The sequence below is a fragment of the Lacinutrix gracilariae genome, assembly GCF_042684485.1.
Classification (GTDB): domain Bacteria; phylum Bacteroidota; class Bacteroidia; order Flavobacteriales; family Flavobacteriaceae; genus Oceanihabitans; species Oceanihabitans gracilariae.
The window spans coordinates 1,349,753-1,364,154 of record NZ_JBHULM010000011.1; the positions used below are offsets into that span (position 1 = coordinate 1,349,753).

General features: G+C 31.4%; 17 protein-coding genes. 12 read left to right on the plus strand and 5 right to left on the minus strand.

Features of this window, described 5'->3' with window-relative positions; genetic code table 11:
- Window positions 1–7: 7 nt before the first annotated feature.
- Together ACFSSB_RS12870 and ahcY are read right to left on the minus strand one after the other, a co-directional pair.
- The gene (locus ACFSSB_RS12870; RefSeq protein WP_379904883.1) at window positions 8–472 is read right to left on the minus strand and encodes a DinB family protein; all 465 of its coding nucleotides are present in this window, start codon (window positions 470–472) and stop codon (window positions 8–10) included.
- Window positions 473–759: 287 nt separating this feature from the next.
- Window positions 760–2,076 (minus strand): adenosylhomocysteinase, encoded by a 1,317-nt coding sequence (gene ahcY / locus ACFSSB_RS12875; RefSeq protein ID WP_379904885.1) that lies wholly within the window; start codon window positions 2,074–2,076, stop codon window positions 760–762.
- Between the two features lie 132 nt (window positions 2,077–2,208).
- Between ahcY and ACFSSB_RS12880 the strand changes: the two genes are divergently transcribed.
- The 8 genes from ACFSSB_RS12880 (at window position 2,209) to ACFSSB_RS12915 (ending at window position 9,616) form a co-directional block, all read left to right on the plus strand.
- Entirely contained in the window at window positions 2,209–2,838 is a 630-nt protein-coding gene (locus tag ACFSSB_RS12880) for a 4'-phosphopantetheinyl transferase family protein (protein WP_379904887.1), read from the plus strand.
- 69 nt (window positions 2,839–2,907) lie between these two features.
- Window positions 2,908–3,642: a geranylgeranylglyceryl/heptaprenylglyceryl phosphate synthase gene (locus ACFSSB_RS12885; protein ID WP_379904889.1), complete on the plus strand. Its 735-nt coding sequence runs from the start codon at window positions 2,908–2,910 to the stop codon at window positions 3,640–3,642.
- An 87-nt stretch (window positions 3,643–3,729) separates the two neighbouring features.
- Entirely contained in the window at window positions 3,730–3,990 is a 261-nt protein-coding gene (locus ACFSSB_RS12890; protein ID WP_379904891.1) for a hypothetical protein, read from the plus strand.
- Entirely contained in the window at window positions 3,974–4,606 is a 633-nt protein-coding gene (gene pnuC, locus ACFSSB_RS12895; RefSeq protein ID WP_379904893.1) for a nicotinamide riboside transporter PnuC, read from the plus strand. The genes ACFSSB_RS12890 and pnuC overlap by 17 nt, the downstream gene beginning before the upstream one ends.
- A complete protein-coding gene (locus ACFSSB_RS12900; protein ID WP_379904895.1) occupies window positions 4,567–5,136 on the plus strand; it encodes an AAA family ATPase in 570 nt (189 codons plus the stop codon). The genes pnuC and ACFSSB_RS12900 overlap by 40 nt, the downstream gene beginning before the upstream one ends.
- Window positions 5,133–6,689 carry a DUF4301 family protein gene (locus ACFSSB_RS12905; protein ID WP_379904897.1) on the plus strand — a complete coding sequence of 519 codons (1,557 nt, stop codon included), beginning with the start codon at window positions 5,133–5,135 and terminating at the stop codon, window positions 6,687–6,689. Before ACFSSB_RS12900 ends, ACFSSB_RS12905 begins: the two co-directional genes overlap by 4 nt.
- Complete coding sequence (arfB, locus tag ACFSSB_RS12910; protein ID WP_379904900.1) at window positions 6,689–7,096, plus strand: alternative ribosome rescue aminoacyl-tRNA hydrolase ArfB; 408 nt, start codon at window positions 6,689–6,691, stop codon at window positions 7,094–7,096. The genes ACFSSB_RS12905 and arfB overlap by 1 nt, the downstream gene beginning before the upstream one ends.
- A gap of 336 nt (window positions 7,097–7,432) precedes the next feature.
- A complete protein-coding gene (locus tag ACFSSB_RS12915) occupies window positions 7,433–9,616 on the plus strand; it encodes a TonB-dependent receptor (protein WP_379904903.1) in 2,184 nt (727 codons plus the stop codon).
- 198 nt (window positions 9,617–9,814) lie between these two features.
- Here the strand turns inward: ACFSSB_RS12915 and ACFSSB_RS12920 are convergent, their stop codons facing one another.
- Window positions 9,815–10,252: a hypothetical protein gene (locus ACFSSB_RS12920; protein ID WP_379904905.1), complete on the minus strand. Its 438-nt coding sequence runs from the start codon at window positions 10,250–10,252 to the stop codon at window positions 9,815–9,817.
- A gap of 168 nt (window positions 10,253–10,420) precedes the next feature.
- Between ACFSSB_RS12920 and greA the strand changes: the two genes are divergently transcribed.
- Window positions 10,421–10,894 (plus strand): transcription elongation factor GreA, encoded by a 474-nt coding sequence (gene greA, locus ACFSSB_RS12925; RefSeq protein WP_379904907.1) that lies wholly within the window; start codon window positions 10,421–10,423, stop codon window positions 10,892–10,894.
- A gap of 127 nt (window positions 10,895–11,021) precedes the next feature.
- A complete protein-coding gene (locus ACFSSB_RS12930; RefSeq protein WP_379904909.1) occupies window positions 11,022–11,411 on the plus strand; it encodes an HIT family protein in 390 nt (129 codons plus the stop codon).
- Here the strand turns inward: ACFSSB_RS12930 and ACFSSB_RS12935 are convergent.
- Both ACFSSB_RS12935 and ACFSSB_RS12940 read right to left on the minus strand, forming a co-directional pair.
- On the minus strand, window positions 11,402–11,749 hold the full coding sequence (locus tag ACFSSB_RS12935) for a hypothetical protein (protein ID WP_379904911.1): 348 nt from the start codon (window positions 11,747–11,749) through the stop codon (window positions 11,402–11,404). The genes ACFSSB_RS12930 and ACFSSB_RS12935 overlap by 10 nt on opposite strands.
- Before the next feature lie 2 nt (window positions 11,750–11,751).
- On the minus strand, window positions 11,752–12,927 hold the full coding sequence (locus ACFSSB_RS12940) for a sensor histidine kinase (protein WP_379904913.1): 1,176 nt from the start codon (window positions 12,925–12,927) through the stop codon (window positions 11,752–11,754).
- Window positions 12,928–13,087: 160 nt separating this feature from the next.
- Here ACFSSB_RS12940 and ACFSSB_RS12945 point away from each other — a divergent pair, with 160 nt between their 5' ends.
- Together ACFSSB_RS12945 and ACFSSB_RS12950 are read left to right on the plus strand one after the other, a co-directional pair.
- Window positions 13,088–13,957 (plus strand): flavin reductase family protein, encoded by an 870-nt coding sequence (locus ACFSSB_RS12945; RefSeq protein ID WP_379904915.1) that lies wholly within the window; start codon window positions 13,088–13,090, stop codon window positions 13,955–13,957.
- Window positions 13,958–14,002: 45 nt separating this feature from the next.
- The gene (locus tag ACFSSB_RS12950) at window positions 14,003–14,380 is read left to right on the plus strand and encodes a DUF3127 domain-containing protein (RefSeq protein ID WP_379904917.1); all 378 of its coding nucleotides are present in this window, start codon (window positions 14,003–14,005) and stop codon (window positions 14,378–14,380) included.
- Window positions 14,381–14,402: the final 22 nt, after the last annotated feature.

Below are 14,402 nucleotides of genomic sequence, written 5' to 3' on the forward strand. Positions count from 1 at the left end.
TTTTTCACTATTTCTTTAATATATCCTCTATAATCTTCAAATGATGCGTAGTATGAAGCGCCAAAAATGTAGTTACTCTTTTTTTATTAACATGTTTAAATATTGGATGTTTAAAATAAGCATTCTTGTTTAAGGCAGCAATACTACTAATATTAGTTTTTGCTTGTTGCATCTGTGCAATTAGGTCTTCTTTTACAATCATTTCTGGTGGTTGTACGTGTTTTGGTGCTTTGACTTTTCCTCTAGGGAAAAAACCTAGTGTAAAGAATAGTTTTCCTAAAAAACTAAAATTGTTTTTATAGGTGTTTGGGTCTGATTCTTGAAGTGCAAGCATGACATTGTTAATCACTTTTAAACTGTGGTCTATATGCCAAGCAACATTACTTTTAGATACTTTAGGGTTAGAAACGCTATGGTTTTCTATATGCGATTCTAAAGTTTGAAGAACAAGGTTTAATTTTTTTAGACTCATGTGTTGTTGCTTTGTGCTTGTGAAGATAGAAATTATTTAGGTTAAAAAAGTGCTGCAATTTAAAAAGAGCTTAGCGGCTTAGCCTGCAATAAGGATTGCAACGGTTAGCTTTTGTAAAACTTACATATATGGTTTTACAAAACTAGTAGTGTAAAGCCTGGTTGTTTTTGGTTTTTTCTACCAAAAGCAAATTGCCCAAATAAAAAAAATCCCAAACACGAATGCTTGAGATTTTAGTATAATTTAGTTTCCATTAATGAGATTCCCTCTTTCCTGGGAATGACAAATTAATATCTGTAATGTTCTGGTTTGTATGGTCCTTCAACCGTTACACCAATGTATTCTGCTTGGTATGGTTTAAGCTCTGTAAGCTCTACTCCAATTTTTTCTAGGTGTAATTTTGCTACTTTTTCATCTAAATGCTTAGGTAACATGTATACGTCGTTTTTGTACGCGTCTACGTTTGTCCAAAGTTCAATTTGCGCTAAGGTTTGGTTTGTAAATGAGTTACTCATTACAAAACTTGGGTGTCCTGTTGCACAACCTAAGTTTACTAAACGTCCTTCGGCAAGAATGATAATTTCTTTTCCGTTTACGTTGTATTTGTCTACTTGTGGTTTAATCGTGTCTTTAGTGTCACCATAGGTTTTGTTTAACCAATCCATTTGAATTTCGTTGTCAAAATGACCAATGTTACAAACAATTGTTTTGTCTTTCATTGCTTCAAAATGCTCTGCACGAACGATGTCTTTATTTCCTGTTGTAGTAATAATGATATCAGAATTTGCAACAACAGTTTCTAGTTTCTTTACTTCAAAACCGTCCATAGCAGCTTGTAACGCACAAATTGGGTCAATTTCTGTTACTGTAACAATACTTCCTGCGCCTTTAAAAGAAGCAGCAGTACCTTTACCTACATCACCATAACCACAAACAGTTACACGTTTTCCTGCTAACATAATATCTGTTGCACGACGAATAGCATCTACTGCAGATTCTTTACAACCATATTTATTATCGAATTTTGATTTTGTAACCGAGTCGTTTACGTTTATTGCTGGCATTGGTAAAGTTCCGTTTTTTACTCTTTCGTAAAGTCTGTGAACTCCTGTTGTAGTTTCTTCAGATAAACCGTTAATACCTTCTGCTAATTCAGGGTATTTATCTAAAACCATATTGGTTAAATCTCCACCATCATCTAAAATCATGTTTAATGGTTTTCTGTCTTCACCAAAGAATAAGGTTTGCTCTATACACCAATCAAATTCTTCTTCTGTCATGTCTTTCCATGCGTACACAGCAGTTCCTGCAGCAGCAATAGCAGCAGCAGCTTGATCTTGTGTAGAAAAAATGTTACAAGAACTCCAAGTAACTTCTGCACCTAAAGCTTGTAAAGTTTCAATTAATACAGCAGTTTGTATTGTCATGTGTAAACAACCTGCAATACGTGCACCTTTTAATGGTTGCTCGTTTTTGTATTCTTCACGTAAACTCATTAGACCTGGCATTTCTGCTTCGGCTAAATTAATTTCTTTTCTTCCCCAAGCCGCAAGCGACATGTCTTTTACCTTATTTGGTACGTAAGCAACAGTTTTTGTACTCATATTATTTTTTATCTTGTTATAAATTGCACTTGCCTTTGGGTTTATGGCTTAAATAACTAAATTCGCTTTAATTAAATTTGCCAAGCTTGCCTTAGGCGCTGCAAAGATAACCAATAACTTTTAGAATATTAAATGCCTATTTATAAAACTCTTACACCAAACTCACAAACTACTGTTAAAATCTGGAAGATTACAGAGTCTTATGAAGATTTGCTAGAACCTATAACACTAAAACCTGAAAATATGAAACGCGTTTTAGGTATGAAAAGTGAACTGCATAGACGTGGCTTTTTAAGTGTAAGACATTTGCTTAAAGCCTTTGGTTATACAGATGAAGATTTGTTTTATGACCAACACGGAAAACCACATTTAAAAGATGGTAGGCATGTTTCTATTACACATTCATTTACCTTTTCTGCAGTAGTAGTTAGTGATGCAGTTGTTGGTATTGATATTGAAAAGCAGCGTGAAAAAATTGGTGTTATTGCACATAAGTTTTTAGACTATGAAAACATATATCTAGACCAAAAAGCTGATGATTACATAAATAAGCTAACTGTTATTTGGTGTATAAAAGAGTCTTTGTATAAACTTTTTGCTACACCAGGATTGAGTTTTTTACAGCATACTTTAGTGATTCCGTTTACTATAGAAGCGGCAGAAACTATTGCTTGGATTGATTATCAAGAAAAAAAACATAGATACCAAACTACTTTTTTTGAGTTTGAAGGTTTTACTTGTGCTTATGCTTTACCTGCTTAAAGTTTGTGAATAAGTAACAGAGAAAAAATAAATATTTTTAGATAAAAAGAGAAAAACATTTGTGTATTTGTGGTCAATCAAAAAGTAACATATTCAACAATATTAGAGTCTATTTCTAAAGAAAAAAAAGGATTAGCAGTATTAATAGATCCTGATAAAACGAAACCAGAAGGGTTAAGTAGTTTTATGCATAAACTAAATAATTCTATTGCAACTCATATATTTATTGGTGGTAGTACTGTAGAAGCTGATGCAACAGAAAATCTAGTTTTAGAAATTAAAAAACAGACCCAATTACCTATTGTATTGTTTCCTGGAGATGTATCGCAAATTACCAATCATGCAAATGCTATATTGTATTTGTCGTTGTTGTCTGGCAGGAATCCAGAATATTTAATTGGGCAACATATAGCGTCGGTTTCTAAATTAAAAAATACCAATCTAGAAGTGATACCAACAGGTTATTTGCTAATAGAAAGCGGTAAAGAAACAGCTGTACAGCGTGTAACCCAAACACAACCAATGCCAATAAATAATATACAAGCCATTGTAGATACAGCAAAAGCTGGCGAGCTCCTAGGTATGAAACTAATGTATTTAGAAGCAGGAAGTGGAGCAATACACGCGGTTTCTTCGTCTATTATTCAGGCCGTAAAAGAAGAACTTAAAATTCCAGTACTTGTTGGTGGTGGTATACGAAGCAAGCAACAAATAGATGCTGCGTACCAAGCAGGAGCAGATGTGGTAGTTATTGGTACTGCTTTTGAAGAGGATGCATCGTTTTTTAACGAATTAAAAAAATAAAAAAGAAATGCCTAATACTAATTAGTTATAGGCAAAATAAATACTAATGTTTAATTAAAAATATTCCCCTTTGTACGGAAAATAAATATGGAAATATCTGTAGACCTAACCTTATCTCCTTTACTGGATGATTATGAAAAACATGTTATTAACTTTATAAAAGCATTAAGAAACTCTGAATTTAAAGTCTTAGAAAACCCTTTAAGCACACAAATTTTTGGAGATTATGATACTTTAATGCCTTTTTTAACACAGGAAATAAAACGTTCCTTTCAAGATGTTGATATTTCTGTGTTAACCATGAAAGTGGTTAAAACTAATAGAAGTGACTATGAGCCACATTTTTGATTTTTTTTTCAGCCAATATTCTAATTACCAAACATTAGATGTTGTGCTAGAAATTGTTGCTGTAATTTTTGGTTTTCTTTCGGTGTGGTTTTCTAGAAAAAATAACATTTTAGTGTTTCCGACAGGAATGGTAAGTACCTGTATTTTTGTGTATTTATTATTAAAGTGGGAGCTTTTAGGAGACATGATGATTAATGCGTATTACTTTATTATGAGTGTTTATGGTTGGTATTTCTGGACGCGTAAAGGAGATGCAAATAAAGAAACACCAATTTCTAGAACCACTTTAAAAGAAAAAAAGATAAGCATTGCTATATTTTTAGCAACTATTGTTTTTGTTTTTATTGTCTATAAATCCTTTGATAAATGGAATAGTTGGGTTGCTTATGTAGATACTATTACTACAGCAATATTTTTTGTAGGTATGTGGCTTATGGCAAAACGTAAAATAGAAAATTGGATTTATTGGATTATAGGTGATGTTATTTCTATTCCTTTATATTTTTATAAAGGATTTACATTTACAAGTTTTCAATATTTAGGATTTACCATTATAGCAATATTAGGATATTTAGCATGGAAGAAAAGCTTAAACAACAACCTAGCAACTGCATAAAAGTAGTTTTGTTTGGTCCAGAATCTACTGGAAAAACAACCTTGTCAAAACAGTTAGCAAGACATTATAATTCGGTTTGGGCACCAGAATACGCAAGAGAATACCTGCAAGATAAATGGAATAACGAGCGTAAAACATGTGAGCCAAAAGATTTGTTGCCAATTGCTATTGGGCAAATGAAATTAGAAAATACTTTAGCAACAAAAACAGACTCTGTTTTAATATGTGATACCAATTTGTTAGAAACTAAAGTGTATTCAGAAACGTATTATTCAGGGACTTGTGATCCTGTTCTTGAAAAATTTGCTCTACAAAATAAATATGATTTATACTTTTTAACGTATATTGACACACCTTGGGAAGCAGATGATTTAAGAGATAAACCAGAAGAGCGTTTATCTATGTTTCATACTTTTCAAGAAACATTAATAAAATATAATTTACCATATGTTTTGCTGAAAGGGGATAAGCAAACCCGTTTAGATACAGCAATACATCATATAGATACATTACTAAATAAAAAACCGTGAATTTAACAGAAAAAGATTTAAAACAAATAGAAGCAAAAAACTTAAGTTTAGATAAAGTAAATGCTCAGATACAAGTTTTTAAAAAAGGAATTCCGTTTGTAAATTTAAAAGATGCTGCCAACGTAGGAAATGGCATTTTAAAGCTTTCTGAAGAAGAAAAAAAGCAGAAAATTCAGGTTTTTGAAGAGCAACGAAACCAAAAAAAGATACTTAAGTTTGTTCCTGCATCAGGTGCAGCAACAAGAATGTTTAAGTTTTTGTTTAAGTTTATTCGTGAGTTTGATGAAGAAACAGAAACCGTTAATTCTTATATTAATAGAAATAAAGCCGTAGAATTATCTTTGTTCTTGGTAGGCTTAGAGAAGTTTCCGTTTTACAAAGAAGTGCTTTTACAAATAGAAGAAGATAACCCAGATTATCATACGCTATCAGAAATTAATAAAAAATTAATTTTTATTAAAACCATATTAGCAAAAGATAAACTTAATTTTGGTGCTTACCCAAAAGGGTTACTTCCTTTTCATGAATATAAAGATCATGTATCTACAGCCTTTAGAGAGCACTTATTTGAAGCGGCACTATACGCTTCTTCTAATAATTTAGCCAACTTACATTTTACCATTTCAAACAAGCACCAACATATTTTTGATCAAGAATTACAAAGTATAAAAGAAGCGGTAGAGAAAATAACCAACACCAAATTTAATGTTACCTTTTCTAATCAATGTGAAAGTACAGACACTATTGCTGTAACTCCAAAAAATGAAGTGTTTAGAGATGATAACGGAGAAATATTGTTTAGACCATCAGGTCATGGAGCTCTTTTAACCAATTTAAACAAGCTAGATGCAGATGTTATTTTTATTAAAAATATAGATAATACTGTAGTTTCTAAATACAAAAAGGAAGTAGCAGATAATAAAAAAATGCTTGGAGGCCTTTTAATAGAATTACAAGAACAAGCATTTACGTTTTTAAAACGACTAGAAGACGATACGATTACAGAAGAGGAGTTAATAACCATCGCTAGATTTTTAAAAAACAAACTGCATGTTGTTATTAATATAGAATTTGAAAAATATTCTAAAACCTATCAAATAGAGTATTTAAGAGAAAAACTAAATCGTCCTATTCGTGTTTGCGGAATGGTGAAAAATGAAGGAGAACCAGGAGGAGGACCTTTTTGGATAAAAGATGAAGGTGGAAATGTTTCTTTACAAATTGTAGAAACAGCACAAATAGACAAAAAGAATAAAAGTCAAAAAAAGCTATTAAAAAACGCTACCCATTTTAATCCTGTAGATCTTGTTTGTGGTATTAAAAACTATAAAGGCGAAAAATTTGATCTTAACAAATATGTAGATCCTAAAACAGCTTTTATTACTCAAAAAACTAAATTTGGAAAAGACTTAAAAGCGCTTGAGCTTCCTGGTTTATGGAATGGAGCAATGGCAGATTGGAATACCATTTTTGTAGAAGTACCATTAATAACTTTTAATCCTGTGAAAACAGTTGTAGACTTGCTAAAATCTGCGCATCAAATTAAAGAGTAATGTTTGATGAAAAAAAGCTAATTAGCGAGTTAAAATTTAAAGCAATACGTAGTTCTGGAGCAGGAGGACAGCATGTAAATAAAGTATCTTCTAAAATAGAAATCACTTTTTATTTAGAAGATACTCTTGTTTTTAATCCAACACAAAAAGAACGTTTACAAACAAAACTACATACTAGGCTAACCAAAGAAAACGCACTAATACTACAGTGTGGTGAAAGCAGAAGTCAGCATAAAAACAAACAAATTGCTATACAAAGGTTTCTTCAGTTAATAAAAGAAGCTTTGGTTGTTCCTAAAAAAAGAAAGCCTACAAAAGTGCCTAGAGCAGTAAAAATAAAACGCTTAAAATCAAAACGTTCTAATTCTGAAAAAAAGGCGAATAGGAAAAAACCTAAAATCGATTAAAAAAAAGCTTAAATCGTAATTCGTAAATCAAAAAACTACAATATATTTGCAGCGTTCTCAAAAAAGGGGTGCTTTAAAGATGCCTGATTAATGATGATGAATAAACGATGGATGAATTTATAAATTCTGAAATCCAAATTCAAAAATTCAAAAATCAAAAATCCAAGAGGCTGAGATCATACCCATTGAACCTGCGCAGGTAATGCTGCGAAGGAAATGTTAACACATTTTGTGTTGTTGTGTTGTACTAAGCTTGTCTATGTATTTCACAAAAAAAAATCAATTAATAACAAAAGAATAATTACCTCTTTTTATTCGATTATAAACATAATCGTAATGAAAAACCTATCTCTTTTTTTAACACTTTTAGTGTTAAGTGTCTGTGCAAACGCACAAGAAAAACAACAAGACTCTACAAAACTACAACAGCTAGATGAGGTTCTTGTAAATGCCGTTCGTGTAAACGCAACATCACCAATTACACACACCAATGTAAGTAAAGAAGATCTTGAAAAACGCAATTTAGGACAAGATATTCCTGTTTTATTAAACTTTTTGCCTTCTGTAGTTACTTCTTCAGATGCTGGAGCAGGAGTTGGTTATACCTACATTCGTGTACGTGGTATTAATGCACAATCTACCAACATTACTTTAAATGGTATTCCGTATAACGATGCCGAATCTTTAGGTACTTTTTGGGTAAATCTTGGTGACTTTGCATCTTCTGTAGAGAGTTTACAATTACAACGTGGTGTTGGTACATCTACCAACGGTTCTGGTGCTTTTGGAGCAAGTATTAATGTGCTTACAGACGCCGTTTCAGATGTTGCTAATGCCGAAATATCTAATTCTTTTGGTAGTTATAATACCAGAAAACACAATGTAAAGTTTAGCACAGGAAAATTAAATAACCACTTTGAAATTGCTGGTCGTTTATCACAAATTAAGTCTGATGGTTATATAGATAGAGCGAGCTCTGACTTAAAATCATATTTCTTACAAGGTGCTTATGTAGATGACAATCGTTTAATAAAAGCAATCACTTTTAGTGGTCATGAAGTAACCTACCAATCTTGGAATGGTTTAGAAGATTTAGATCTTTTAGAAAATGATAGAACCTTTAATACAGCAGGAATGTATACCGATGAATTTGGTAATACGCGTTTTCATGAAAATGAAGAAGACAACTACCAACAAGATCATTACCAATTGCATTATACAGAGCGTATAAATAATAACTGGTCTACTAATTTAAGCTTAAATTATACACATGGTAAGGGGTATTTTGAGCAATATAAAGAAGACGAAGATTTTGCAGATTATGATTTAGAAGAAATCACTATTGGTGGTGAAACTGTAAATACCACAGATTTAATTCGTCGTCGTTGGTTAGACAATGATTTTTATGTGGTTAATGCCAATGCAAATTATAAAAAGAATAAGCTAGATATGATTTTTGGAGGATCTTATAGTGCTTATGATGGTGATCACTTTGGTGAAATTATTTGGGCACGAAATGCAAGTTCTAGCGAAATTAATGATACCTATTATGACGGAAACGGAAAGAAAAAAGATGCAAGTTTCTTTACCAAAGCAACCGTTAAGTTAAATGATAAAATCTCTCTTTTTGGAGATTTACAAATGCGTTTTGTAGATTATAAAACCACTGGTTTAACATCAGATAGAGTACCATTACTTATAGATGAAAACTACAGCTTTTTTAACCCTAAATTAGGTGTTACTTATGAGTTGAATACAAATAATAATATCTATTTTTCTTATGCTAGAGCAAATAGAGAGCCAAATAGAGACGATTTTGAAAACAACGAAACTGTAAAACCAGAACAGTTAAACGATTTTGAATTAGGTTATAGACACCAATCAGAAACCTTTAGCATCAACACCAACCTGTATTATATGCTATATAATGAACAGCTAGTTTTAACAGGAGATAGAGATAATGTTGGTAACCCAATACGTACCAATAGTGGTGATAGTTATAGATTAGGTCTAGAGGTAGAGGCTGTAGTAAAACCACTAGAGTGGTTAATGGTACAACCAGCAATTACAGTTAGTTCTAATAAAAACAAAAGTACTGTGGTTTCCAGAGATGGTGCTTTGGCAGATTTAGGAGAAACAAACATCTCTTATTCACCAGAAGTAGTGCTTTCTAACGCATTAGTGTTTAATCCAGTAAATAATCTTAATTTATCTTTATTAACTAAATATGTTGGTGAGCAGTATATGGGAAACACAGATAGTGATGCTTCTAAGTTAGATAGCTATTTTGTAAATGATATAAATGTATCTTATAAATTAGATACCAATGCGTTTGTAAAGTCTATTACTTTTTCTGCTTTGGTAAATAATATTTTTAACGAAAAATATATTTCTAATGGTTATTATTACACGTATGATGATACGTGGTCTGTACCAAATGAAACTACTACTATTGAAGGAACAGGATATTATCCGCAAGCAACAAGAAACTTTTTAGTTGGAGCTACCTTAAAGTTTTAAGGTAAAAACATTCCTTCCATTTTTTAAAGTAAAACCCACAAACCAATTGGTTTGTGGGTTTTTATTTGCTTAAAGATTTATTCTTTAGTAATATTTAATAATAAGGAAATTGTGAAAACGCAGCTTTTTCAATGATATCTTTTATATAATCTTAGGCTTATTAGGTATAAAAAGATATAGCGAATATGCTTTTTTTACCTAATTATTGTACACTCTAATAATACTTCCGTTAACTTCTACAAAATATGGTGTTAATCCGTAAGACCCAGTAGTGCTTCCGTTAGGTTGTCCTGTTAAAATATCATAAGTGTTTTCGTCTTCACAACCACAAGTTGCTAATACACCATTTACTGTTAAAGAAGAACAAGATTGGTAATAGTGGTTTGGGTCACTCAACTCAAAAGCAACATAAGAACTTCCTGAATAGTATACCACAATGCCACTTAAGCCGTAACCATAGAGTACAACATGATTTCCTGGGTACAGTAAATCATTGTATTGCGGGAAACTAGTGTTGATTGTTGTGCCTGTATCAAAAGACTGACTTGGTAAAAACTCGTTTTCATAATTGTTGTCACTACTGCTACAAGCAATTAGTATAAAGCTAGTTAATACGGTTAAAAGCAATTTTTTCATTAATTTTTTTTTGTTTAGCAAGGTACAAAAAATGTACATTGAATTAAATATTTTGTATATTCGCCATAGAATCTCGTATATGCGAGATTTTTTTTATGCTGTCCCGAAGGTTCGGGAGTTCCAGCATATTTTTTTCTTTTATAGAATTAGTATTTAAACGAAGAAATTATGAGTAAAGTATCTTATTATACAGCAGAAGGATTAAAAAAGTTAAGAGAAGAGCTAAAACAGCTTAAAGACATTGAGCGCGTAAAAGCTTCTAAGGCAATTGCAGAAGCAAGAGATAAAGGAGATTTAAGTGAAAATGCAGAGTATGATGCGGCTAAAGAAGCGCAAGGGATGCTAGAAATGCGTATTTCTAAATTAGAAGATCAGCTTGCTGGTGCTCGTGTTATTGATGAGAGCCAAATGGATACCTCTAAGATTTTAGTGCTTTCTAAAGTGAAAATAAAAAACCAAACCAACGGAATGGAAATGTTATATACATTGGTTGCAGATGGTGAAGCAGATTTAGCTTCAGGAAAAATATCTGTTAATTCGCCAATTGGTAAAGGTTTATTAGGTAAATCTGTTGGTGATGTTGCAGAAATTCAAGTACCTAGTGGTATAATGAAATTTGATATTATTGAAATTTCAAGATAAATTGTGTCTTTTTTATTTCTGCGAAGGCGGAAATCTTAATTCAATATTTTTTTAAGATTCCTATTTTTAACTGAAAACAATTCGGTTTTTGATAGGAATTTTTATATTTACAAATAAACGTTTTATTATGGCTTCTATATTTACAAAAATTGTTCAAGGTGAAATACCATGTTATAAGGTTGCAGAAACCGATGATTTTTTAGCTTTTTTAGATGTAAATCCTAATGCTAAAGGACATACACTTTGTATTCCTAAAAAAGAAGTAGATAAAATTTTTGATCTAGATGAAGAAACCTACACTAGATTAATGCAGTTTTCACGTAAGGTAGCCATTGCTTTAGAAAAAGCAATACCTTGTAAGCGTGTTGGTGTTTCTGTAATTGGTTTAGAAGTACCACATGTGCATGTACATTTAATACCTTTAAATGCTATGCAAGACGCAAGTTTTATGCAGAAAACAAAATTAACTACAGAAGAATTTCAAGAGGTAGCAAAGGCTATCCAGTCTTATTTATAAAGAATAGCCAATACAATTCCAATAATTATTAATACACCAAAAGAGCTAATCAATAGCCAAGCTTTCTTTTTTAGTTTGGTAGATGCTTTTTTAGGTGTGAATGCCTTTTGTTGATAAGCAAATACACGTTCAATGTCTTCGGTCCACATAACCGGAAAAATATCTGAATGGCAAGTCCTGCAATATATAGTTTGTGTGGTTTCGTTGGTTATAGATTTGTAAAGTGATGTTTCAATATACTTTTGTTTAAAAGTTAATTGTAAACCATTGGTATTGTAACATTCCGGACAGTTATTGTTTAACGCTACTTCTTTTATTGTAATTAATTTTTCGTCCATATTTAAATGCTTTTTAGTGCAATTTGCATGGTTGTACCTTTACCTATTTCAGAGTGTAAAACTTTAATTTTACCATCGTGAAATTCTTCAATTATTCGTTTGGCTAATGAGAGTCCTAAGCCCCAACCTCTCTTTTTAGTAGTGAAGCCTGGCTCAAATACGGATTTAAATTGGTTTTTAGCGATACCTTTTCCAGAATCTGTAATGTTTATACTAATGTTGTTTTCTAGTTGTATAATTTCAATTTTAAGTTTTCCTTTTCCTTTCATGGCATCAATGCCATTTTTTACAAGGTTTTCAATAGTCCAGCTAAATAACTGTTTGTTTAAATTTACAAAAATTTTATGGTTTGGTACCACAATTTCAAAATCTATAAGTTTAGAAGATCTCGCTTTTAAATAGTCGTAAGACGCTATTGTTTCTGCAACAATATCTGTTTTTTCTAATTTAGGTAAAGAGCCTATTTTGCTAAAACGCTCTGTAATGGTTTGTAGTCTGCTAATATCTTTTTCAATTTCTTTAATGTATTCAGGGTTGGTGTTTTCGGTTTTTAAAATTTCTGTCCAACCAATTAAAGAAGATAAAGGTGTACCAATTTGATGCGCTGTTTCTTTGGCCATTCCAGACCATAATTTGTTTTCTATAGCTGTTTTATTGCTTCGGTAAAAAAAGTAAACTACTGCTCCAAATAAAATAATAATAAGCAATAATGCTAAAGGATAATATTTTAGTTTGTTTAATAAAGGCGAGTTAGCATAATACAGCGTTTGGTTCACTTCCTTAATGACTATAGGTGTGTTTTCTTGACTAAATTGATGCATTAATTTTTTTAAATTCTTTGTTACATAAATAGAGTCTGCCTTTGTGCCTTTACCTATATTACTAAAAGAATAAATAGAAGAATCTTGATTTACAACTATAATTGGTGTTGTGTTATTACTTGATAAGATTTTAAATATTAAATCTGTATTTACATCAATGTTTTCATTAAGTGCATTATTGTCTATTACCTTAAATAACTCATTTTGTGCAAAAGTCCAATTTTCAATTTTTATACGTTCTTCTGCTTTAAATTTTTGAAAGAATACATAGGTATTCCATAAAATAAGTGAAATAATAGCAAAAGAAGCTATTACAATAATCCATCTAATAAGATTTCTGTTTTTAAAAAAAAGCATAGTGTAAATTGAAAAATATTTTTTAACGGTCTTCTAGAACTTGATTCTAGATATAAATTTTAAATATAATGCAATTCTGTTAATATTATTGTCTACTTGTTAGTAAATAGGTTTTTTGTTGCGCATCAAAAGGCGTAGTTTTGCATAAATTATTTTTCTCATGTTATCATTTAAACCAAAAGAGCTTTCAACAGGAAAATTACATGCTTATTTATTAAGTGCAGTTGCGCCTAGACCTATTGCTTTTGCTAGTACTATAGATGCAAATGGCAATCCTAATTTGTCACCTTTTAGTTTTTTTAATGTGTTTAGTGCAAATCCGCCAATTTTAATATTTTCGCCAGCGCGAAGAGTTAGAGATAATACTACAAAGCATACACTTGAAAATGTAGAAGCTGTAAAAGAGGTAGTGATTAATGTAGTAAATCATGATTTGGTACAACAAATGTCTTTAAGTAGTACAGAGTATGCTGAAGGTGTAAATGAGTTTGAAAAAGCGGGATTAAGCATGTTGGCATCAGATGTAGTAAAGCCGTTTCGTGTAGCAGAATCTCCAGTGCAACTAGAGTGTAAAGTAAACGAAATTGTAAAACTAGGTGCTGAAGGTGGAGCAGGTAATTTAGTGATTTGCGAAGTAGTAAAACTACATATTGCAGAACACGTTTTAAATGAAGATCAATCTATTAACCAAGAGCTTTTAGATTTAGTAGCAAGAGCAGGAGGAAGTTATTATAGTAGAGCGAAAAATGGTTTTTTTGAAATACCTAAACCATTAACTACCTTAGGAATTGGAGTAGATGCTTTGCCAGAAGAAATAAAAAAGAGCTCGGTTTTAACAGGAAATGATTTAGGTATGCTAGCAAATGTTGCAGCATTACCAACACAAGAAAATATAGATTTGTTTATTAAAGAAGCTGAAGATAAATGTCCGCATATATTAAAAGCATCTACTGAAGATAAACATAAAAAAGCACAAGATTATTTAAAAAATAATGACGTAGATAGTGCTTTAAAGTTGCTATTATCGTAAAATAGCATTTTTAAAATTTAGACGAATATTTAATAATTATATACCATGGAAGTACAAGGAAAAGTAAAAATGATTGGAGAAACTCAAACTTTTGGAAGTAATGGGTTTAGAAAAAGAGAATTAGTAGTAACAACAGATGAACAATATCCTCAACATATACTTGTAGAGTTTGTGCAAGATAAAACAGATCTTTTAAACAACTACCAAGTAGGACAAGCAGTAAAAGTAAACATCAATTTAAGAGGTAGAGAATGGGTTAATCCACAAGGAGAAACAAAATACTTTAACTCTATTCAAGGATGGAGAATTGAAGCTTTACAAGCAGGAAGTGCAGCAGGTGAAATGCCTCCAGTACCACCAGCAGATGCTTTTGAGCCTGCTTCAAATGTAAAAGAAGAAGATCACGACGATTTACCATTTTAGTAATAAATAAATGGTGTAGCCT